This is a genomic window from Massilia oculi (genome assembly GCF_017582745.1).
Taxonomy (GTDB): domain Bacteria; phylum Pseudomonadota; class Gammaproteobacteria; order Burkholderiales; family Burkholderiaceae_D; genus Telluria; species Telluria oculi_A.
Window position 1 is genome coordinate 17304 of the sequence record NZ_JAFVIM010000017.1, and the last position, 21592, is coordinate 38895.

The following is a 21592-nucleotide window of genomic DNA, read 5'->3' on the forward strand; positions in this document are numbered from 1 at the left end:
TTATTCGAAAGGACTGTATGAACGGAGTGACCACGAAACCCAAGCTTATCGATGCCGCGCTGGCCCACCTAGCGCTCGAACGCGCCGCCGCCTGCGTACTGCCGGTACCGGACACCAACCCGCCGCTGTTCGTCGCGGTCGGCCCGGCGCCGGCGATCGCGAAGCTGCTGGAGGGCGAACTGGCACGCCAGCGAAAGCACGCGGCGCTGCAAGAGCTGGTCGACATCGCCCAGGAGAACGACATGGGCTATGGCGCGCCGAAGAAGGCGCCGGCCAACGTCGAGTTCGACGAGAGCGAAGGTGGCCACCATGATTGACCGCGGCCCCGACCGCCGATGGCGCGATGCCGGCCCTGGCCAGCTGCTGCCTGAGCGCCGCGACGGCTTCGACCGGCGCGCGCTGGCTGCGCCGGCGCCGAGCACGCGCGGAATGGTTCGACCAGGTGTCGGTGAAGCGCGGCCGCCGCGCGAGCGCCGGCAGTACCTGGATGCGGGAATGGAATAGGAGCGGACGATGGAAGACCTCATATTATCGAGCGACGAGATCTACGCGATCACGCATTACAAGCTCCCGAAGAAGCAACTGGCCGCCCTCCAGGCGCTGGGCATCCCGGCGCAGCTGCGAAGGATCGACAATACGGTGTGCGTGCTGCGCGCATACGTGAAAAACCCGGCCGGCACGCAATCGCCAGCGGCGCCGGCGGGACCGAAAAGGAAATCAGCAAGGCAATGAACAGGCAGCGCAAGACGAACCGCGGGCTCCCGCGCCGGGTGTACATCAAGTTCAACGCGTACTACTACGTGGCGCCGGAGAAGATCCGCGACCCGAAGACGAAGGAACTGAAGACGTGGATCCGGCTGTGCGGCGTGGGGGAAGGGGAGGTGGCCATGCTGAATCGGCTGGCCGAGCTCCTGGGCAGCAAGACGCACGTCCAGGGCACCGTGCCGCACCTGTGCGCCGAGTTCAAGCAGCACAAGCTGGCCAAGTACAGCGCGGAGACGCAAGAGCAGTACTCGCGGTTTCTGAACGTGATCGCCGACGAGTTCGAAGCCTTCCTGGTGGTCGAGGTGACCACCAAGGAATTCGCCGACTTCCTGCGCGAGAAGTTCTCGGACAAGCCGAACACGGCGCGCAAGTACGGTGCGCTGGCGAGCAAGCTGTTCCGGTATGCCGTGTCCGGACTCGGGCTGCGCCAGGACAACCCGATCGACCAGCTCGACCTGAGCGACTTCGAGACGCAGCGCCGCACCGTGCTGCTGACGCATGACCAGGTGCAGCGCATCCGCGCCGCCGGCATGTTCAGCAAGCCGCGTAAGGACACCGGCCAGGCCATCCCCACGGCCAGCGGCCCGATGTTCGCCTGCCTGATCGACATGGCCTACCTGCTGTGGGCCCGCGCGATCGACATCCGGACGATGAAGGAAAGCCAGATCGAGGAAGGGTATATCCGCCTGGCGCCGAGCAAGACGAAGAAGACGAGCGGCAAGGTAGTCGACATCCAGATCACGCCCGCCATCCAGGATGTCATCGACCGGGCCCGCGCCATCAAGAAGGGCTACGAGATCATCTCGCCCTACTTGTTCCCCAGCCAGAAGGGCACGCCCTACGCGAAGACCGGGCTGATCTCGATGTGGGATCGAGCGCGGGAGCGCGCCGGCATCACCGACGACGTGACATTCAAGGATTTACGCGCGCTGGGCGCCACCGACGCGGCGAGGGCAGGGAAGCAGATGGGGGAAATCCAGACGCGCCTGGCGCACACCTCTAGGAAGACGAGCGAGATTTACATCAAGGAAGCCATCCCCGACGTGTCGGCGATCGACATCAAACTACCCTGGAAATCCATCTAATACTGGTTGCAGCGATCAGGTTTCCCGGGGCATAGCTGACCCTTCGCGCACCACTGTATATTAGATGTCTCTAGCGCAGAGCTAGTATCCATGCGGGTTTCGGGCGGCTGCGTCCGCGCATGGGGTGCACGGGGTCGGAGGTTCGAATCCTCTCGCCCCGACCAAAGGAATCAGTGAAAAAGCCAGCTTTCGAGCTGGCTTTTTCATTTTACGGCTGCGATCCTCGGGATGTCGGCGCCAGCTCGTCCAGCACGCCCAGCAACTGCCCGACGTCCACCGGCTTGACCAGATGCCTGGCGAACCCGGCCCGTTTCGACGCCGCCATGTCCTGCGGCTGGCCGTAGCCGCTCAGCGCGATCATGGCCGCACCGGCCACAAGGGGCGCCGCGCGCAGTTCTCCCACCAGCTGATAGCCATCCATATCCGGCAAGCCGATATCGAGCAGGCAGACGTCAAAGCTGTCTTTCCGCACCCGCCGCAGCGCCGCCATCGACGAATCCTCGACCTGCACCGTGTGCCCAACCGCAGACAGCACGATGCCCAGCGAGTCGGCTGCGTCACGGTTGTCGTCGACGATCATGATGCGCAGCGCCGTTCGCGCAGCGAGCGTGGCGTCGCCCTCGATCCGGCCGGCGCCGGCAATCGTGTTGTGCGCATCGAGCGGCAGCACCACGCTGAAGCAGCTGCCCCGTCCCGGCCCGTCGCTATGCGCCTCGACCGTCCCGCCATGCAGGTTGACCATGCTGCGCACCAGCGCCAACCCCAATCCAAGACCGCCTTGGGCGCGATCCGGCGTACGCTTGGCCTGGGTGAATAATTCGAACACATCGGGCAGCAGCGCGGGCTCGATGCCGATGCCGTTGTCCTTCACGCAGAGCTTCACCTGGCCGGTATCCGGCAGCGGATCGGCGCACACCGTGATCTCGCCGCCATCCGGCGTGTACTTGGCCGCATTGTTGATCAGGTTGGACATCACCTGCACCAGCCGCTTGCGGTCGCCCGTGACGGTGACGTTGGCCGCGCCCAGGCGCGTCGACAGGGTATGACCCTTCTTTTCGATCAGCGGACGCGCCTGTTCGATCGCATTGTGGATCACCGCCTTGAGGTCGACCGGCTCGCGCTCGAGCTCGACCAGGCCGCGCGTCACGCGCGAGACGTCCAGCAGGTCGTCCACCAGTTCGACCATGTGGCGCACCTGGCGGCCGATGACGTCGCTCGCATGGGCGATGCGTTTCGGATCGGCGCCGGACAGCTTGAGCATCTGGGCGGCGGTGCTGATCGGCGCCAGCGGATTGCGCAGCTCGTGGGCCAGCATGGCCAGGAACTCGTCCTTGCGCGCGTTTGCCGCCTTCAGTTCCTCGGCCGCCAGCTTCTGGTCGTGCATGTCGGTGACCGTGCCCATCCAGCGGATGATGGCGCCGGCCTCATCGCGCACCGGCAGCCCGCGATTCAGCACCCAGCGATATTCGCCGCCATGGTGGCGCAGCCGGTGCTCGATCTCGAACAGCGCGCCGCTCGCCACGCTGTCGGCCCACAGTGCCAGCAGCAGGGGCAGGTCGTCGGGATGGATGGCCGCGGTCCAGCTGCTGCCGGCCAGTTCCTGCTTCGGCAGTCCGGTGAAATCGCTCCAACGCCGGTTCGTATAATCGTTCTGGCCGTCGGGCCGGCACGACCATACCATCTGCGGCATCGCATCGGTAATGGTGCGGAACTTTTCCTCGCTTTCGCGCAGCGCGCGCTGCGTGTCGACCTGGTCCGTGAGGTCCATCGAGGCTGCCACGGCGCCGGCGATGGCGCCATCCTCCGTGCGGATCGCGGTGGCGCGGGTGAGCAGGGTGCGGCGCTCGTGCGGCCGGCCGAAAGGCTGGATCTCGACGACGTCGGCCTCCACCTGCTCGCCGCGCAGCGCGCGCGCCAGCGCCCATTCTTCCGGCCGTATCTGCCGGCCGTGGCGCTCAGAGCCGTCGGCCCACCAGCCGCGCCATTCGGCGTACTGGTCCTGGCTGGTGGACATCGGATGCTCGCCCCACAGCTGGCGGTTCATGCGGTTGACGGCCGACAGCGCACCATGCTCGTCGACGTAGACGATCCCGACCGGCGCCGAGCTGAGCAGGGCATCGAGGCGGCGGCGGTCGGCTTCGGCCTGGCTGGCCGCTGCGCGCGCCGCGATTTCGCTGGCCCGCAGCGCACGCTCGGCGTTCTTCTGTTCGGTGATGTCGGTGAACAGCAGGGCCACGCGGCGCTTGACTGGATGGGCGATCGGGCTGGCGTAGACGGTAAACCAGCGGCTCATCGCCTGCGAGCCTTCCTCGAATCGCCGCGCCACGCCGGTGCGGGCGATTTCGTCGTAGGTGGCGATCCAGCGTTCTTCCAGGTCCGGCACCAGTTCGCGTGCGGTCTTGCCCACGCAGTCGACGAGGCCAGTGTGGCGGACGAAGGCGTGGTTGGCTTCCACGAAGACATAGTCGACCGCACGATCCTGTTCGTCGTAGACCAGATCGATCAGGCAGAACGCGTCGTCCATGGTCTCGATCAGCGCGTGATTCGTCTGTTCCAGGCGCAGCCGGAGCAGGTGGTCTTCGGTGACGTCGTTGCAGATCACCAGCACCCCGTGGATACCGGCCTCGTCCTCGATCGGGCTGTAGCCATAGGTCCACCAGACGTCTTCGCGGCGGCCGTTGCGGGTCAGCGGCACCAGGCGGTCCTCGTACCAGGCGCTGGCGCCTTTGCGCATCACGCGCTCGATGTCCGGTCCGATCAGGTCCCAGGCTTCTTCCCAGCATGGGCGGCCGGGCTGGCCGAGGGCAGCAGGATGGCGCTCCGGTCCCAGGGTCTGGCGGTAGCCGTCGTTGTAGAACTGGATCAGGTCGTCGCCCCACCAGATGAACATTGGGTGATTGCTCGACAGCAGGACCCGCAGCACGGTCTTCAGTGTCGAGGGCCAGCCATCGGGCGGGCCGAGCGGGCTGTGTTGCCAATCGTAGGCGCGCATGAGAGCGCCCATCTCGCCGCCGCCGGCCAGGAAGCTGAAATTGGAATTCAAAGTGTCTGGAATAAAAGCTGGGTAGCCCTGAACGATACGGGGTGATTGATCGACTGGCAATTGTAATGGTGCGTGACAATACTTGCTCGTCCAGGCGTCCTCTAGTGCGGTGGTCAGCCGGCCGCCTCGTCGACTTGCTGCTGTTCGGCCAGGTACCTGTGGACCTGGGCCACGACCGCCGCCCCTTCGCCGGCCGCTGCCGCAACACGCTTGGTCGAGCCGGCGCGCAGGTCGCCCACGGCAAACACGCCCGGCACGCTCGTCTCGAGATCGCGCCCGCCATGCCGCCCGGTGGCTTCGTAGCCGGTCAGCACGAAGCCCTTGCGGTCCAGTTCCACGCCGCATTCGAGCAGCCAGTCGCTGTTGGGATCGGCGCCGATGAACAGGAACAGGTGGTGGCTATCGAACACGACCGGTGGGCCGCCGCTGCGGCTGCGGCAGTGCACCCGCTCCAGGCCGCCATCGTCTCCCTCGAGCGAGGCCAGTTCGAGCCGGGTGTGCAGTACGATGTTCGTGGTCGCCGCGATGCGTTCGATCAGGTAGCTCGACATGCTGGCCTCGAGACCGTTGCCGCGCACCATCAGGTGCACGGTCTTCGCATGCGCGGCCAGGTAGACGGCGGCCTGGCCGGCCGAGTTGCCGCCGCCGACCAGCACCACGGTCTTCTGGCGGCACACCTTCGCCTCGACCGGCGAAGCCCAGTAGTAGACGCCGCGGCCCTCGAAGCGGGCCAGGTCGTCCAGCTCGGGCTTGCGGTAGCGCGCGCCGGCCGCCAGCACCACGCTGCGCGCCCGCGCGCAGCTGCCGTCGTCCAGTTCTACCCGCAGCGGGCGCTCGCGGCACAGCAGCCGCATCGCCGGCGCGGGAATGGCGACCTCGGCGCCGAACTTGCTGGCCTGGACGAAAGCGCGGCTGACCAAGGCGTGGCCCGAGATACCGGTGGGGAAGCCGAAGAAGTTCTCGATGCGCGCGCTGGCGCCGGCCTGGCCGCCATAGGCGCGCTGTTCCAGCACCATCACCGACAGGCCTTCCGAGGCGGCATACACGGCCGTGGCCAGGCCGGCCGGGCCGGCGCCGACCACCAGCACGTCGTAGACCATGTCGCGCGTGATGCGCGGCATCGTGCCCAGGAAGCGGCCCACCTCGAGCAGGCTCGGGTTCTTGATCACGAAGCCGTCCGGCATGGCGACCAGCGGCCAGTCGTGTTCCTGGCGCCAGTGTTCGCGCACCAGCTGGGCGGCATCCGGATCCGAGGCCGGGTCGCGCCGGGTATAGGGTTGCGCATTGCGCGACAAGAAGCTTTCGAGTTCGAACAGGCGCGGGTGGCCGGACGGTCCGATCAGGATCGGCCCGGTCGGCTGCTCGCCGATCAGGCGCGCGCGGCGCAGCATGAAGGCGCGCATCACGCGTTCGCCCAGCACCGCCTCGGCCATCAGGAGCGCGCGCAGCGCCTCGGGATCGAGCACCAGGGCTTCCAGGTGGCCGACCGCCACGCCGTCGACCAGCGGCGGCCGGCCCGACAGCTGCGAGACTTCGCCGGTGAACTGGCCGGGCTCGAACAGATGCACCTCGACCCGGTGGCCCAGCGCATTGCTGCGGCTGCAGCGCAGCTGGCCGGACAGCACGACCACCATGCCCGGCGAATCGACCAGGGCCCGGAACACATAGTCGCCGTCGTGCCAGCTGCGCTCGGTCGCGAAGCGGCGGATGCGCTTGAGTTCGTCCTCGCCGAGGACGGGATAGACCTGGTGGCCGCGCGTTTTCAGGTCGATCAGGTAGCGCGGATCGATGACGGACGGTTCGGGCAGGGACTCGGGCGTGCTGTCGTTCATGGCGGTTCTCGGCTCGGCTGGGCTGGTCGGATGGAGTGCTGGCGACTGCATGGTAATCCAGGGCGGTCGTTTTGTAAGCTATACCCTAGGATGGGTACCCAAGGCGTGTAAATCCGTTCCTTCAAACTTACGCGAAGCTATCCATAGTTAACTTTGCTGTTGAATTCCTGCTTCACCGGGGCCGGTTTCACCTCGCACTTGACGCGCGAGGCCAGCGCCTGCCCCTCCACAGGCCGATGCGGTGGAACTCACCGCCATGTTTTTCAGGTTGATTGCTGCGTTCATGTCCCGGTCGTGCAGTGCGCCACAGCCGGGACAACGCCAATGGCGAACCGTCAGTGGAAGCACATCCATCCGGTAGCCACAGCAGGAGCACGTCTTGCTGCTCGGATACCAGCGATCCACCACGACAACCTGGCCGCCGCGCCGCGTCGCCTTGTATTCCAGCTGGCGGCGAAGTTCACCAAATCCCATGTCAGCGATCGCTCGGGCCAGGCAACGGTTTCCGAGCATGCCCTTCACGTGCAGGTCTTCGATACCGATAGTGTGGAAACAGCGGGTGATATAGGTGCTCAACTGATGCAGGCCGTTGCGCCTCTGATCGGCAATCCTGGCGTATAGCCGGGCAAGCTTGGCTTTCGCCTTGGCACGATTGCGTGATCCTTTGACTTTGCGTGAAACCTCGCGCGACAGGCGTTGCAGACGGGCGAGCAGTGTGCCCAACGCTTTCGGGCCGGTGAACACTTCACCGGTCGACAGCGTGGCCAGCGCCGACACACCGAAGTCGACTCCCACCGCGCCTTGGGTTTCGGCTGGCGGTTGAAGTTGATCCTTGATGTCTACAGTGATGCTCGCATACCAGTGATCGGCAATGCGGCTGATCGAGGCCGAGACGATGCGACCGGAAAAACGCAGGGATTCGCGCATGCGAACCCATCCCAGTTTTGGAATGTGGATGCGATTTTCCTCGACACGGAACTGGTCATTGCTTAATGTAAATCGATCGTCACGGCCCTTGCGGCGAAAGGTGGGATAGCGGGCACGACCTTTGAAGAAATTCTCGAATGCTTGCCCCAACTGCATGATCGCCATCTGTGGTGCGTTCTTGGTCACTCCCAGCATCCAGGGGAATTGCTCGGCCTTGATCGCATTGAGCTGGCGCCGCAACGCCGCCTCATTTGGCTTGTCCACCGTCGGATCGGTCTTGCTTGCCTCGTACTGCCGCCTCCACTCGACCAAGGCCCAGTTATAGGCGAAACGTGCAGTGCCGGCGGCACGTGCCAGGTACGTCGCCTGGACATTGTTCGGATCGAGTCGCATGCGATGGCCTAGATACATTGCGACTCCTTGAGTGCTGTGCGCACGCCATCGATCAGCTTCTGGTTGCGGTGACTGCGGCTTCCATAGAGACGGGCCGAGAAGACGGTGATGATCTCGAGCACATCGCTGGCTAGCTCTTCTTCGAAATTGGTGTCCTCGCCCTGGTTGATGATGACCACTTCGACCTGCCTTGCCTGGCACAGGGAGAAAATCAGCTCTGCGCCAAAACGCAGCAGCCGGTCCTTGTGCGTCAAGACCAGGCGCCCAACCTCATCTTCGACTATCCCATCGAGCAAACGTTTCAAGCCTTTCTTGCGATAGTTCATGCCCGACCCAAGGTCGGTAATCATGTCGAACGCCCATCCATGACTCGCGCAGTACAATTCAAGTACCCGCTTTTGCCGCTCCAGGTCCGCCTGTTGATCATGACTGGACACCCGCGCATAGGCGACAGTCTTGCGCACCGCCTGAGCACCGCCCTGCGTTTCAGGTCGCAAGGCGGCCAAGTCGTACCGGCGCTGACCTCCTTCTGTTCGTACCGGAGTGAGCCGACCGCTGGCCTCCCAGCGACGCAGGGTACTGGTCGAGACGCCCAAGGCTTGCGCAGCCGTGCCGATGGAAACGAACTTGTTCATAATGCATAAGACTGCATAGATTTAAACAAGTTCTCATCTAACTGTTAATAACCCTCCCTATTCAGCGCTGGCGCTGCAGCCGCAACAGCAGCCAGCCGGCCACGGTGGTGAAGGCCGCGACCAGGCCTAGTGCGATCCAGAAGCCGTGACTCTCGTCTGCCAGCGGGATGCCGCCCACGTTCATGCCGAGCAGGCCGGCGATCAGGTTGATCGGCAGCGCCATCACGGTCACGATCGTCAACAGGTACAGGCTGCGGGCATTGTCCTCGTTGACGCGGGCGGCGATTTCTTCCTGCAGCAATTTGATGCGCTCCTGCAGCGCGGCCAGGTCGCTCAGGACCACCGTGAATTCCTCGGTCGCCTGGCGCAGGTCCTGGCGGTCGTCGCCGTCGACCCAGCCTGGCGGCCGCTGCAGCAGGCGGAACAGGGCGGCCGGCTCCGGGGCCAGCAGGCGCTGCAGGCGCACCAGTACCCGGCGCAGCGAACCGAGGTCTTCGCGCTGGCGCGTCAGGCGGCCGGCCAGCAACCGGTCTTCGATGGTATCGACTCGCGCCACCGCCTCGCGCACGATGTTCACCAGCACGTCGGCCTGGTCGCGCAGCAGGTGGATCAAGAGTTCGCTAGACGAGCGCAGTGGGGCGCCCTGGAGCACGTCCTGGCGCAGGCGCTCGATCGAGGCCAGGGGCTTCCTGCGCGCGCTGATCGCGACCTGCGGGGTAACGTGGACCCACAGGGTCGAGATCTCGGCGCTGTCGAGCGAAAAGCCGTGCAGCACGTCATTGACGACGGCGATCAGGGCGTTGTCGGCCAGCTCGAGGCGGGTCGAGCGCGAGCCCTGGTGCAGCGTCTCGTAGAACTCGTCGGCCAGCATGGCGTGGCTGCGCAGCCAGCGCTCGCTGGCGGTGTTCGACAGGTTGAAGTGCAGCCAGATGAACTGTTCCGGCTGCGGGGCGCGCATCCAGGCCAGCGCCTCGTGCACGCCGATCGGCGTCGCGGTCGCGTCGCGCCGGAACAGGAATCCCCATACAAGGCCCGAATCGTCGGAGCCGTAACTGAAGCCGGGAGCCGCCATCTGCGCCATTGACCTTCCTGGGTAAATAAACGATAGGCAATTGTAGAGGGTAATTGCAGAGCGATGCGGATGAGTACCCCCTGCAATTATGGAAATCTTGCGCTGTCATCAAGTTGAAACCATCGGCCGCTAAGATTGCTCCTGTGTCTCTCCGCGTGATCCCTCAACCGGATACTGCGTTTTTCCGTCGGCCTCGCGGTCGGCGGATTTTTTTTGTGCGCCTCCCGGCGGGCATGGCGCTGCACGATGGGCTGTCAAGGCCCGACGAAAGGAAACAGATGCAAACCTCTCAGATCGATCGCCGCGGCGCGGCGCCGAACGATATGGCTGACAATGGCCTTGCCAATCCCTATGCGGGCGCAACCCATGTGGTGCGCCAGGGCATCCTCATCCAGGCCAGCCTGGGCACCCGCAGCGCCGTCGAATTCCTCAAGCAGCATGGCGTGCATGGCGCGGTGATCCATCGCGTGCTGATGGGCGAGCAGGTGCGTGGCGACGACCAGGCGGCGCTCGACGAGCGCGCGGTGATCGACGATCCCAGGATGTAATCCAGGTTCAGGCGTGTTCTGTCAGCTCGCGCAGGATGGCGCACTGGCCGGCGGGACGCGTCGAATCGCAGCGCGCACGTAGGGACGACAGCTCGGTGCGCAGCGCCTTCAGTTCGAGGATCTGGCGGTCGATCTCGGACAGCTGATGGTCGACCAGCGCGTTGACACCGCTGCAGGACCGCTCCGGCTGGTCCTGGTAGCCGAGCAGGGTTTCCACTTCACTAAGGGACATGCCCAGCGACCGGCAGCGGCGGATGAAATGAAGCCGCTCGGCGTGGCTGGCATCGTACATCCGGTAATTTGCCTGCGACCTGACCGGTGGCGGCAGCAATCCCTTCTGCTCATAGAAGCGGACCGTCTCGGACTGGCAGCCCGTCAGTTTCGCCAGTTCACCAATGCGCATCAGCATGTTCATCCCTTGACCTTGTAGTTACTACAGGGATTCTAATGCAGTCATTGTCATTGGAGGTGCGATCATGTCTGCTTGCTGTTCCGGATCCTGCAGTTCGTCCACGCCGCCGCCCGACGGGCGCTACCGCAAGGTGCTGTGGGCGGCGCTGCTCATCAATTTCGCCATGTTCGGCGTGGAGCTGGCCAGCAGCCTGGCCGCCGGCTCGGTGTCGCTGCTGGCCGACTCGGTCGACTTTCTCGGTGACGCCGCCAATTACGGGGTGTCGCTGTTCGTGTTGGGCATGGCCGTGGTGTGGCGTTCGCGTGCGGCCTATGCCAAGGGTGTCGTGATGGGCGTCTTCGGCGTGCTGGTGCTGGCGCGGGCGCTGTGGCTCGGCCTCGACGGCCACCTGCCGCATGCCCAGACCATGGGCGCCATCAGCCTGCTGACGCTGGCTGCCAATGGCGCGGTGGCGGCCATGCTGTACGCGTTTCGCAACGGCGACGCCAATATGCGCTCGGTGTGGCTGTGCACCCGCAACGACATGATCGGCAACCTGGCCGTGATGCTGGCGGCGCTGGGCGTGTTCGGCACCCGCGCCGGATGGCCCGATATCGTGGTGGCCAGCATCATGGCTTGCCTCGGCCTGTCGGCGGCGCGCGAAGTGATACGGCAGGCGCGCGGCGAGCTGCGCGAGCAGGCGTTGGCGGCAAGCTCGCCGGTGTCGGCCCTGGAGCCTGCGTCGGCGCGGTCGCCGATCATCGAGATCCGGCGGGGCTGACCGGAATCGCCGTGGCCCCGGGAAACAGCGCCGGCCACCATTATCCCAAAGGACGCGCGCCTGCCTGCGGCCGCACGTCCTCGCGCTCGCCATGCTCGGCGATCAGCAGGGCCGCGCTGTACAGGTCCGGCGCGATGCGCGTGGGCAGGCGGCGTGGACCCACGCGCCATTCGGTCTCGCTGCCGTTGTCGATCAACAGGGTGCGGCAACCGGCGCGGTTGCCGGCCTCGACGTCGTGCAGGATGTCGCCGATCATCCAGGACGCGCGCAGGTCGATGGCATGCTCGTGCGCCGCGCGCAGCAGCATGCCGGGCGAGGGCTTGCGGCAGGCGCAGGCGAAGGCATAGTCGCCGACGGTGCCGAGCGGATGGTGCGGGCAATAGTAATAGCCTGCGAGGACGAGCTGCTCGCGAAACAGCAAGTCGCTCAGGCGGTCGGAAACGGGGCCCATCGCCGCTTCGGTGAAACAGCCGTGCGCAATGCCTGACTGGTTGCAGACCACGAACAGGCGGTAGTCGAGCTCGGCCAGCATGCGCAGCGCCGCGCCGGCCCCGCTCACCAGGTGGATGCGGCGCGGCTCGGCATTGAATGGTATGTCGTCGACCAGTGTGCCCTCCTGGTCAAGGAAGATGGCTTTCATGCGAGTTCGGGCGAAGATCAGGCGAAGCGAACGCGGTAGCGCACCGCGCCGGTCAGGCGCCAGAACACGGACAGTGGCGGCAGCAGGATCGAGGTGATCGCCATCTCGGCCACGTGCGAGGCGCTGTGGGCCGTGCCTTTCAGCCTGCGCAGGCACAGGCGCACCGTGAGCGCCAGCCAGACCAGGGTGGCGGCCAGGGCCAGCCAGCGCAGGCCCAGCGCCCAGCAGGGCAGTGCCAGCAGCAGGGCGGCGACGATCGCGTAGTGGTCCCAGCACGGACCCGCCTCGATGCGTTCGCGGTACAGCGTCGGGTGCTTCTTGTACAGCAGCGCGTCGAACACGGCGTGGCGGATCTGCAGCAGGCTCGCGCCCCAGGGCGCCGGACGCACCGGATGCACGGCCAGCGCCTGCGGCGCGCGCACGATGCGGATGTTCTGTTCGAGCAGGCGGAAGTGCAGGTCGGCGTCGCTGCCGCGCTGGACGCTGAAGCGTTCGTCGAAGCCGTCGAGGCGTTCGAGCACCGGCTTGTGGACGAAGCAGTTGGCGCTGGTGAAATCGGCGAGTTCGTGCGCATGCGCGCTGCGCTGGCGGTCGGTGGGGCGCGCTGGCACCGGCGTCTCGATGCGGCCGCAGACGACGGCGGCGCCCTCGTCGAAGGCGGCCAGCCCCTGGGCCAGCCAGTCGGGGCTGGGCACGGCATCGTCGCTGGTGAAGGCGATGACGTCGGCGCGCGCCGCCCGCCAGCCGCGGTTGCGCGCGGCGCCCGGCCCGCGCGGCCCGGTGTTGGCGACATAGGCCAGGCGCGGCCCGCGTTCGAGCGTGCGGGTGCGCCAGCCGGCCACCAGGTGCAGCGTGTTGTGGTTGGGTTCGTCGTCCACGACGATGACTTCGACGCTGCGCGGATCGACGCTCTGGCGCATCAGGGCGTCCAGGCTGCGGTCGAGCAGGTCCATGCGGCCGCAGGCCGGCAGCACCACGGAAACCGTGGGGAGGGCATTGCTGGGGGCGTCGTCCGGTGCAGGCATGCGAGGTCTCCTCGTTTCTCCGCTGGTTTCGCGCCACCGCGTGATGGTGGCGATGTCGAGTGGTTCGAGTGCTCTGCGCATGCCCCGGTTCCTCCAGTCCGGTACGGCTTGGAGATGGATCAACGCGGATGCCGGAAAAAACAAGCGGCCCTCGATGGGGCCGCTTGTCATGCGAAAAAAGAGCGTGCTCAGCCGCGCGCTCAGCCGCGCGAGAACCCGGTGTCGTCGTCCATCTTGCGGTCGCCCGCCAGCTTGTTGGCGCCGCCCGGGCTGCGCGGGTAGCCGCCGGCGGCGTCGTTCGACTGGTGCACCGGATTCGGCTCGGCGTGCATGCTGCCGCCCACCTGGTAGCCTTCGCCCTCGGTGCGCGGACCCGAGTTGCCGGGGCTGCGCGGCAGGCCGCCGGACACATTGTTTGACTTGTGGACGTCGTCGCTGCCTTTGTCGCGCGGCTCGGCGCCCTGCGCGGCTTCGCGGTCGACCTCTCGCTGGACCCGGCTCGCGCTGGCGTCCTGGGTGTCGGCGCGGTTGTCGCCGGCGCCCTGGCGGTTGCCGTAGATGTCGCCATGCTGCACGCCCGGCACGCCGGCCTCGGTACCGACCGGCTCCGGCGCCACGGTGCCCGGCACGCGGCCGTCGCGGCCCGGTTCGGTACCGTGCAGCTGCGGATGCGCCGGATCCTGCGGATTGAGCGTGTCGCCGGTCTGGGTCTTGCCCTGGCGGTTGAGGACGTCGCCGGTCACCGAGACGCCGGTATCGCGCTGGCGGTTGCCCACCGGCTGCTCGAGCTTGCCCCAGGCGTCGGAATGCATCTGCATCTGGCGCTCGTGGCTGTCGGTGACGCCCTGGGTGGTGCCGCTGCCGCCGGACTGCTGGCCCTGCATCGAGCCGCCCCGGGCCAGGCTGCCGCCCGAATCGTCGATCGCGGAATTACCGTGCTGGCGGCTGGCCGCATTCGGGTAGGTATGGTCGGGCGGGCCATCGCGCGTGATGCCCTTCGAGCCGGCCTTGCCTTTTTCATTGGCGCCGTAGTCGGCCTGGTTGCCGGGTAGCGTGTGCTTGTCTTGCTTGTTGGTGTCCATGACGGTCTCCTGTGCTGTAGACAGGCAGGTCGAATTCCTGCCGCATACAGCCATGATGCGCGCCGCAGACCCCGCACAGAATAGGAAGAGGTAGTGGGGCGGTGTAGGACTGGTCCTGACGAGTTTGTTGACGACTGGAAGTTGTTTTTCGCAGATGCATTATTTGTCGCGCAAAGTCCTACAAAGTCATCTGAAATGCTCCTATAGCCGCATCGGAGATGCCTGCCTAAGATGGGCTTCGACTCATCGTTCGCCGGCTAATGGCCGGCGGCGATCGGGTCTCAAGCCTGCCGCAGGACGCGGCGGTTTCCACAAGTCTATAAGGGAGAACGTCATCATGGCCTCAAGCAACCAAGGTAACAAGCAAACTGGCAACCAAGGCAATAGCCAGAGCACCGCCAGCGGCACCCGCAATCGCGGCTTCGCCTCGATGGATCCGGCGCGCCAGCGCGAAATCGCCAGCCAGGGCGGCAAGGCGGCCCACGCCAAGGGCACCGCCCACGAATTCACGTCGGAAGAAGCCCGCCGCGCCGGCAGCTTGAGCCACGGAAACCGCCAGTCGGCCAACGCCAGCGCAGGCACGGCATCGCGTACCTCGAGCAAGAGCGGCAACCGCCAGAGCGCCCAGGGCGGCAACCGCAGCGGCGGCTCGAAAGAGTAACCACGCGGCCGGCTGAAGGCCGGCGGCAGGCAAGGAACGGGAAGCCACGAGCTTCCCGTTTTGCTTTCGTTTTGCCTTCAATACACACAAAACGCGAATGGGATGGGGTAGAATCGCTGCGCCTTTTTCAACCTTCCCCCAAGGATCAACGTCGTGAAACCAGCGGTCATTCGTCAAGTCAAGAGCCTGTCCATGTCCTGCGACCGGGTCGGCAACCTGTTGCTCACCAAGTTCTCCAGCCAGGGCGCGAGCGACCTGTGCATCCACATCCCGGCCTCGATCGTGTTCTGGCTGCTCAAGCACTTGCCGGTCAACCGCGATCCGCAGCTGAAGGCGCCGCCTGCCGGTCCCGGCATCACCCAGGCCGATTGGGACAGCCCCAACGTGCCGCGCGCGCAGTACGTGAACTGCAAGGAACTGCCGGGCGCGATCCGCATGACCTTCGTGCTCGACCGCAAGCCCGAGCTGACCGTCGTCCTCGACCGCGGCAACGTCGAACTGATGCGCCAGATCATGACCATGTACACCAAGGACCTGATCGACCTCGACGCTGAGTAAAACGCGCGCTCCCACCCCGGCCCGGCATCGGCGCTCGGCGTGGCCGATCCGGTATCATGGCCGGCGCTGCTAATGCACTAATCGTCGGGCAGGCGCCCGACGCCCCGATATTTGCACACCGTCCACCGCGACGGGCCATGAAAGGATCCCACGATGCCCATCAAGATCAGCACGATGTTCGACTCCGGCTCGATCGACGTCGTCCGCGCCGACAACGCCAAACAGATCGACCTGAACCTGCGCAAGGATTCGCACGCCGACATCCACCAGTGGTTCCACTTCCGCCTGCAGGGCGCGCGCGGCCAGGCTGTGACGATGCGCTTCCTGAACGCCGGCCAGGCCACCTATCCGAAGGGCTTCGAGGGCTACCAGGCGGTGGCCAGCTACGACACCGAGAACTGGTTCCGCGTCCCCACCAGCTTCGACGGCCAGGTGATGACGATCGAGCACACCCCGGAACTGGACAGCGTCTACTACGCCTATTTCGAACCCTACACCTGGGAGCGCCACCTGCGCCTGCTGGGCGAAGTGGCCGAGAACCCGATCGCACGCGTGCACGACATCGGCAGCACGGTCGACGGCCGCGACATGAACCTGGTGGTGATCGGCAATCCGCAGGCCGAGAAAAAAATCTGGGTCATCGCCCGCCAGCACCCGGGCGAATCGATGGCCGAGTGGTTCGTCGAAGGCATGATGGATGCGCTGCTCGACAACGCCAATCCGGTCGCGCGCAAGCTCCTGCAGCGCGCCGTGTTCTACATCGTGCCGAACATGAACCCGGACGGTTCGGTGCGCGGCAACCTGCGCACCAATGCCGCCGGCGCCAACCTCAACCGCGAGTGGATGAACCCATCGCTCGAGCGCAGCCCTGAAGTCCTGTGCGTCAAGAACAAGATCGAGGAAGTCGGCATCGACATGTTCTTCGACATCCACGGCGACGAGGCGCTGCCCTACAACTTCGTGGCCGGCTGCGAGATGCTCGAAGACTTCACCGCCGAGCGCGCGCTGGAGCAGAGCACCTTCATCGACCGTTATATCTCTTGCAGCCCGGACTTCCAGAAGGAATACGGCTACGCCGCCAGCAAGTACAACGACGAGCTCTTGACGCTGGCCTCGAAGTACGTCGGCCACCACTACAAATGCCTGTCGCTGACGCTCGAGATGCCGTTCAAGGACAACGCCAACCTGCCCGACCCGCACGTGGGCTGGAATGGCGCGCGCAGCGCGGGCCTGGGCGCGGCGATGCTGCAGCCGATCCTGCAGGCGCTGGGCTGATCTCGTGGGCGTTGAAATCGAACGCAAGTTCCTGCTCGCGACCGAGGCCTGGCGCCAGCTGGGCACGCCCGTCCTGCTGCGCCAGGGCTACCTGACGGCCGACCCGATGCGCACGGTGCGCGTGCGCATCGAGGGTGAGCAGGGCGTGCTGACCATCAAGAGCAAGAGCGAAGGGGCATCGCGCGGGGAGTGGGAATACGCGATTCCGCTCGAAGACGCTGCCGAACTGCTCGACCGCCTGTGCGAGCGGCCGCTGGTGGAAAAATACCGGCGCCGTATCGAGCACGCGGGCTTCACCTGGGAAGTCGACGAATTCCTGGGCGAGAACGCGGGCCTGGTGGTGGCCGAGATCGAGCTGCCGGCTGAAGACGCCGTCTTCGACAAGCCGGACTGGATCGGCCAGGAAGTCACCGGCGACAAGCGCTATTACAACTCCAACCTGATCCGTTCTCCGTATTCCACCTGGACCGATACCAAATAATGACGACTGCTTTGCCAATAACCGCACGCCGCAGCCTGCTCGCACTCTCCCTCACCACCGCACTGGGCCTGGCGCTGCCAGCCACCGGCGCGTTCGCCGCCGACAACGCCTACTTTCCGCCGGCCGGCGAGTGGGCCCGCAAGGATCCGGCCCAGCTGGGCATGGACCCGGCGGCCCTGGCCGCGGCCGTCCAGTTCGCGCAGTCGCGGGAGACCGAGCGTCCGCTCGACCTGTCCGACCAGGAAGCGATCTTCGGCACCCGCCTGGGCTCGATGCCGACGAAGCGCGCCCATACCAATGGCGTCGTGATCTACAAGGGCTATGTGGTGGCCGAGTTCGGCGATACGCGTTTCGTCGACCCGACCTATTCGGTGGCCAAGAGCATGCTGGCGACGGTTGCCGGCGTGGCGGTGCGCGACGGCCGTATCCAGGTCAATGACCCGGTGGCAAAGACGGTCAACGACGGCGGCTACGCGGCGCCGCACAACGCCCCCGTCACCTGGAAGCAGCATCTGCAGCAGGAGTCCGAGTGGGAAGGCGAGCTGTGGGGCAAGCACAGCAATTTCATCGGCAAGGAGGCGTTCGGCAAGGGCGAGAAGAAGCCGCGCGCGATCAAGGCGCCGGGCACCTTCTATGAATACAACGACACCCGCGTGAACCGTTTCGCGCTGTCGCTGCTGCGCGTGTTCGGCCAGTCCGTGCCGGAGGTGTTCCAGCAGCAGGTCATGGATCCGATCGGCGCCTCGCCGACGTGGAAGTGGGTTCCTTACCATAACAGCTATGTCGAAGTGAACGGCAAGCAGGTGCCATCGGTCAGCGGCGGCACGCGCTGGGGTGGCGGCATGTGGATCGACAGCTGGGACATGGCCCGCTTCGGCTACCTGTGGCTGAACGGGGGCAACTGGGGCGGCAAGCAGATCCTGCCGGCGTCCTACGTGAAGGAAGCGCTCACCCCAAGCGCCCACGGCCCGGATTATGGCTACCTGTGGTGGCTCAATACCAAGGGTAAGAACCTGCCAGGAATGCCGGCCACCGCCTTCGCGGCGCTGGGGGCGGGCAGCAATGACATCGTCGTTTCGCCAGAGCATGACCTGGTGATCGTCTGGCGCTGGCATGCCGGCAATGCGGCCGAGTTCGCCACGCGCGTGATCGCTGCCATTCGCAAATAAACACATTCAATATCTGCAACGCGGGCCGCTCCAATTGTGCGGAGCAAAACGGGATTTGAATGATATATTTTTATCATTAAATTCTCCCGCGATGCGGTGTTGTGTGTCCGAGATTGACCCGACAATTTGTTCTTGAAGTAATCCCAGGTCGGGTCAAGGTGAGGCATACGCTCCGGCATTGCCAACACCACCAGGACACACAAGAATGAACAAGAATATCGCCATCGTCGGCGCTGGATTCTCCGGGGCCGTGATCGCAAACCAGCTGGCGCAGGCCGGCTATACCGTCGACGTGTTCGAGTCGCGTCCCCACATCGCCGGCAACTGCTACTCGGAACGCGATGCCGAGACCGGCGTCATGGTCCACGTCTACGGTCCCCACATCTTCCACACCGATAACGAGCGCGCCTGGGAATTCGTCAACCGCTATGCCGAGTTCAAGCCTTACGTCAATCGCGTCAAGGCCATCACCGGCGGCAAGGTCTTCACCCTGCCGATCAACCTGTTGACCATCAACCAGTTCTTCAACAAGACCATGGGCCCGGCCGAGGCGCAGGAATTCCTGCAGAACCTGGGCGACAAGTCGATCGAGAACCCGACCACCTTCGAAGAGCAGGCACTGCGCTTCGTCGGCCGCGAACTGTACGAGGCCTTCTTCAAGACCTATACGATCAAGCAGTGGGGCCTGCACCCGAGCGAGCTGCCGGCCAGCATCCTCAAGCGCCTGCCGGTGCGTTTCAATTACGACGACAATTACTTCAACCATAAATACCAGGGCATGCCGGCCGACGGCTACACGGCGCTGGTCCAGAACATCCTCGACGTGCCAGGCGTGACCGTGCACCTGAGCACGGCCTTCGACCCGGCGGACAAAGGCAACTACGCCCACGTGTTCTACAGCGGCCCGATCGACGCCTGGTTCAAGCACGAAGAGGGCCGTCTGCCTTACCGCACGCTGGACTTCGAAACCTTCCGCGCCGACGGCGACTACCAGGGCAATGCCGTCATCAATTACTGCGACGACGAAAAGAAATACACCCGCATCACCGAGCACAAGCACTTCTCGCCGTGGGAAAAGCACGAGAAGACCATCTGCTACGCCGAGTACAGCCGCCAGTGCGAAGAGAAAGATGTTCCGTACTACCCGATCCGCCAGACGCGCGAGAAGGCGCAGCTGGAGCTGTACGTCAACAAAGCGAAGAACGAAGAAAACGTCACCTTCGTCGGCCGCCTGGGGACTTACCGCTACCTGGACATGGACGTCACCATCCACGAAGCGCTGCTCACTTCCGACAAATTCCTCGAAACCGCGAAGAACGGCGAGCGCATGCCGGCCTTCACCATCGATCCGATGGCGTAAGGCCGTCGCGCCCAGGCCGCGCTCAGGCGGCGAAACCGCCGTCGATCAACAGGTCGGCGCCGGTGACGTAGGCGGCTTCCGGTCCGGCCAGGTAGGCGACCATGGCCGCGATCTCTTCGGGGCGGCCGTGGCGCTTGATCGCCATATAGTCGTGCAGGCCGGCGCCGAACTCGGTCTTTTCCGGGTTCATGTCGGTGTCGACCGGGCCGGGCAGCACATTATTGATCGTGATGCCGCGCGGTCCCAGTTCGCGCGCCAGTCCCTGGGTCAGGCCGCTCAGGGCCGACTTGCTCATTGCATACACCGACCCGCCCACCATCGGCATGCGCAGCGCATTGGTGCTGCTGATGTTGACGATACGTCCGCCTTCCTTCATATGCGGCAGCGCCGCCTTCACGCCGGCGAAGACGGCGCGCACGTTGACGTTGACGGTCTTGTCGAAATCCTCCAGCGAAAAGTCGTCGACCGCCCCGAACACGGCGACGCCGGCATTGTTGACCAGGATGTCGATGCGGCCGCGCGATTGCGCGACGCGGGCGATCGCGGCCTCGATCGCGGCCGGATCGGCGGCGTCGCTGCGGATCGCTTCGGCGCTGCCCCCTTGCGCCTGGATGTCCGCCACCAGCGTTTCGGCAGCGCCGGCCGATTGCTGGTAGGTCAGCGCCACGTGCGCGCCCTGGCTGGCAAGCCTCTTCGCGATGGCGGCGCCAATGCCGCGCGAACCGCCGGTGACGACAGCAACCTTGCCTTCGAATGCCTTGTTCATGATGGACTCCCTGTGAATGATTGGACGAGTCGGCAGTATGCTGCCGACCAGGGGTTGAAACTAGCCAGTCCAAAGTCGTATGACTCTCAACCGCAGGTATAAAATCCCCGGATCGCTACCCTCCAGACACCGCCATGCCGGAATCGATCAGCCACCTCGTCTCGTTCATCTACAGCGCCGAGGAGCGCGGTTTTTCGCCCGCCGCGCGCCGGCTGGGTTTGAGTCCGGCCGCTGTCAGCAAGAACGTCGCCCGCCTCGAGCAGCACCTGGGCGTGCGCCTGTTCCAGCGCACCACGCGCCAGTTGCGGCTCACGGCCGAGGGCGAACGCTATCTGCATGAAGTGGCCGAGCCCTGGCGCCGGATCGAAGAAGCGACGCTGGCCACGCGCCAGGGCGCCGGCCAGCCGGGCGGCACCCTGAAGATCGGCATGGCGCCGCTGGTCGGGCGGACTTATTTCGTGCCGATGCTGGAGGATTTTCTCAAGCGCTATCCGGCCATCGTTCCCGACCTGCATTTCGACAACCGCCAGGTCGACCTGGTCAAGGAGGGCTTCGACGTGGCGATCGGCGGCGGCGTTGACCTGAACGAGGGCATGGTGGCGCGCGAACTGACTACCGTGCGCAGCATCGTCGTGGCCAGCCCGGCCTACCTCGAGCGGCGCGGCTGGCCGCTCGATCCGGACGGCCTGGCAAGGCACGACGGCATCGCCCGCCGCGCGGTTGGCAGCGGCCGGCTGCTGAGCTGGACCCTGCGCCGCGACGACGGGCGCCAGGCGCCGGCCGACCTGCGCACGGCGCTGGTGTGCGACGATCCCGAGGCGATGGCCCAGGCGGCGCTGGCCGGTATCGGGATCGCGGTGCTGCCGTTGCCGCATGCGCAACCGTTCCTGCGCAGCGGGGCGCTGGTCGACGTGTTGCCGGGCTGGTTCGTGGAGGGGCGGGCGCTTTGCCTGTATTACGCGAGCCGCAGGCTGTTGCCGGCCAAGACGCGTGTCTTCATCGACTTTATCGTCGAGCGTTTCGAGGAACAGGGGCTGGCGCGGCAGTTCATGACGCCGGAGGGTTCGGCAGGGGAGGCTCCCGCTGCAGCGGGAGCCTGAACG

Annotated in this window: 23 protein-coding genes; 13 read left to right on the top strand and 10 right to left on the bottom strand. The window is 65.4% G+C overall.

All coding sequences use genetic code 11. The features are described from left to right. The first annotated feature begins 17 nt into the window (after window positions 1-17). The 4 genes from J3U95_RS18555 to J3U95_RS18570 are packed head-to-tail and all read left to right on the top strand — an operon-like array spanning window position 18 to window position 1850. A complete protein-coding gene (locus tag J3U95_RS18555) occupies window positions 18-317 on the top strand; it encodes a hypothetical protein (RefSeq protein WP_208280148.1) in 300 nt (99 codons plus the stop codon). After that, window positions 310-504, top strand: a complete 195-nt coding sequence (locus J3U95_RS18560) for a hypothetical protein (RefSeq protein ID WP_208280149.1) — start codon at window positions 310-312, stop codon at window positions 502-504. Before J3U95_RS18555 ends, J3U95_RS18560 begins: the two co-directional genes overlap by 8 nt. 9 nt (window positions 505-513) lie before the next feature. Beyond that, entirely contained in the window at window positions 514-732 is a 219-nt protein-coding gene (locus tag J3U95_RS18565; RefSeq protein ID WP_208280150.1) for a DUF4224 domain-containing protein, read from the top strand. After that, window positions 729-1850 carry a tyrosine-type recombinase/integrase gene (locus J3U95_RS18570; RefSeq protein ID WP_208280151.1) on the top strand — a complete coding sequence of 374 codons (1122 nt, stop codon included), beginning with the start codon at window positions 729-731 and terminating at the stop codon, window positions 1848-1850. Before J3U95_RS18565 ends, J3U95_RS18570 begins: the two co-directional genes overlap by 4 nt. A 208-nt stretch (window positions 1851-2058) precedes the next feature. Here the strand turns inward: J3U95_RS18570 and J3U95_RS18575 are convergent, their stop codons facing one another. From J3U95_RS18575 to J3U95_RS18595, 5 genes are all read right to left on the bottom strand, one after another. Further along, window positions 2059-4893, bottom strand: coding sequence for a hybrid sensor histidine kinase/response regulator (locus J3U95_RS18575; protein WP_208280152.1), 2835 nt, complete (start codon window positions 4891-4893; stop codon window positions 2059-2061). Window positions 4894-5006: 113 nt separating this feature from the next. Further along, the gene (locus J3U95_RS18580) at window positions 5007-6725 is read right to left on the bottom strand and encodes an FAD-dependent oxidoreductase (protein ID WP_208280153.1); all 1719 of its coding nucleotides are present in this window, start codon (window positions 6723-6725) and stop codon (window positions 5007-5009) included. Window positions 6726-6872: 147 nt separating this feature from the next. Continuing rightward, window positions 6873-8045, bottom strand: a complete 1173-nt coding sequence (locus J3U95_RS18585) for an RNA-guided endonuclease InsQ/TnpB family protein (protein WP_229519939.1) — start codon at window positions 8043-8045, stop codon at window positions 6873-6875. 8 nt (window positions 8046-8053) lie between these two features. After that, the gene (locus J3U95_RS18590; RefSeq protein WP_208280155.1) at window positions 8054-8680 is read right to left on the bottom strand and encodes an IS607 family transposase; all 627 of its coding nucleotides are present in this window, start codon (window positions 8678-8680) and stop codon (window positions 8054-8056) included. A 61-nt stretch (window positions 8681-8741) separates the two neighbouring features. Further along, a complete protein-coding gene (locus J3U95_RS18595; RefSeq protein ID WP_208280156.1) occupies window positions 8742-9761 on the bottom strand; it encodes a transporter in 1020 nt (339 codons plus the stop codon). Between the two features lie 269 nt (window positions 9762-10030). On the opposite strand from J3U95_RS18595, the gene J3U95_RS18600 reads away from it, so the two are divergent. Continuing rightward, window positions 10031-10300 (top strand): hypothetical protein, encoded by a 270-nt coding sequence (locus J3U95_RS18600; RefSeq protein WP_208280157.1) that lies wholly within the window; start codon window positions 10031-10033, stop codon window positions 10298-10300. A 7-nt stretch (window positions 10301-10307) separates the two neighbouring features. Here J3U95_RS18600 and cadR read toward each other — a convergent pair whose 3' ends face one another. Beyond that, on the bottom strand, window positions 10308-10715 hold the full coding sequence (gene cadR, locus J3U95_RS18605) for a Cd(II)/Pb(II)-responsive transcriptional regulator (protein WP_208280158.1): 408 nt from the start codon (window positions 10713-10715) through the stop codon (window positions 10308-10310). A gap of 61 nt (window positions 10716-10776) precedes the next feature. Between cadR and J3U95_RS18610 the strand changes: the two genes are divergently transcribed. Next, the gene (locus J3U95_RS18610) at window positions 10777-11472 is read left to right on the top strand and encodes a cation efflux transmembrane domain-containing protein (RefSeq protein ID WP_208280159.1); all 696 of its coding nucleotides are present in this window, start codon (window positions 10777-10779) and stop codon (window positions 11470-11472) included. Window positions 11473-11512: 40 nt separating this feature from the next. On the opposite strand, the gene J3U95_RS18615 is transcribed toward J3U95_RS18610, so the two are convergent. The 3 genes from J3U95_RS18615 to J3U95_RS18625 form a co-directional block, all read right to left on the bottom strand. After that, on the bottom strand, window positions 11513-12112 hold the full coding sequence (locus J3U95_RS18615) for a D-glycero-alpha-D-manno-heptose-1,7-bisphosphate 7-phosphatase (protein WP_208280160.1): 600 nt from the start codon (window positions 12110-12112) through the stop codon (window positions 11513-11515). A gap of 17 nt (window positions 12113-12129) precedes the next feature. Then, window positions 12130-13137 (bottom strand): glycosyltransferase family 2 protein, encoded by a 1008-nt coding sequence (locus tag J3U95_RS18620; protein ID WP_208280161.1) that lies wholly within the window; start codon window positions 13135-13137, stop codon window positions 12130-12132. A 200-nt stretch (window positions 13138-13337) separates the two neighbouring features. Then, window positions 13338-14219 carry a hypothetical protein gene (locus tag J3U95_RS18625; RefSeq protein ID WP_208280162.1) on the bottom strand — a complete coding sequence of 294 codons (882 nt, stop codon included), beginning with the start codon at window positions 14217-14219 and terminating at the stop codon, window positions 13338-13340. A 337-nt stretch (window positions 14220-14556) separates the two neighbouring features. On the opposite strand from J3U95_RS18625, the gene J3U95_RS18630 reads away from it, so the two are divergent. The 6 genes from J3U95_RS18630 to glf all read left to right on the top strand — a co-directional run bounded on the left by J3U95_RS18630 (window position 14557) and on the right by glf (window position 19723). Continuing rightward, window positions 14557-14880, top strand: coding sequence for a KGG domain-containing protein (locus tag J3U95_RS18630; RefSeq protein ID WP_208280163.1), 324 nt, complete (start codon window positions 14557-14559; stop codon window positions 14878-14880). A 153-nt stretch (window positions 14881-15033) separates the two neighbouring features. Beyond that, window positions 15034-15438: a hypothetical protein gene (locus tag J3U95_RS18635; protein ID WP_370662083.1), complete on the top strand. Its 405-nt coding sequence runs from the start codon at window positions 15034-15036 to the stop codon at window positions 15436-15438. 153 nt (window positions 15439-15591) lie between these two features. Next, complete coding sequence (locus J3U95_RS18640; RefSeq protein ID WP_208280164.1) at window positions 15592-16713, top strand: M14 family metallopeptidase; 1122 nt, start codon at window positions 15592-15594, stop codon at window positions 16711-16713. A 4-nt stretch (window positions 16714-16717) separates the two neighbouring features. Next, complete coding sequence (locus J3U95_RS18645; RefSeq protein WP_208280165.1) at window positions 16718-17194, top strand: CYTH domain-containing protein; 477 nt, start codon at window positions 16718-16720, stop codon at window positions 17192-17194. Continuing rightward, complete coding sequence (locus tag J3U95_RS18650; RefSeq protein WP_208280166.1) at window positions 17194-18363, top strand: serine hydrolase domain-containing protein; 1170 nt, start codon at window positions 17194-17196, stop codon at window positions 18361-18363. Before J3U95_RS18645 ends, J3U95_RS18650 begins: the two co-directional genes overlap by 1 nt. Window positions 18364-18568: 205 nt before the next feature. Then, window positions 18569-19723, top strand: coding sequence for a UDP-galactopyranose mutase (gene glf / locus J3U95_RS18655; RefSeq protein WP_208280167.1), 1155 nt, complete (start codon window positions 18569-18571; stop codon window positions 19721-19723). Window positions 19724-19745: 22 nt separating this feature from the next. Here the strand turns inward: glf and J3U95_RS18660 are convergent, their stop codons facing one another. Beyond that, complete coding sequence (locus J3U95_RS18660; RefSeq protein WP_208280168.1) at window positions 19746-20489, bottom strand: SDR family oxidoreductase; 744 nt, start codon at window positions 20487-20489, stop codon at window positions 19746-19748. Between the two features lie 134 nt (window positions 20490-20623). On the opposite strand from J3U95_RS18660, the gene J3U95_RS18665 reads away from it, so the two are divergent. After that, window positions 20624-21589, top strand: coding sequence for a LysR family transcriptional regulator (locus J3U95_RS18665; protein WP_208280169.1), 966 nt, complete (start codon window positions 20624-20626; stop codon window positions 21587-21589). Window positions 21590-21592: the final 3 nt, after the last annotated feature.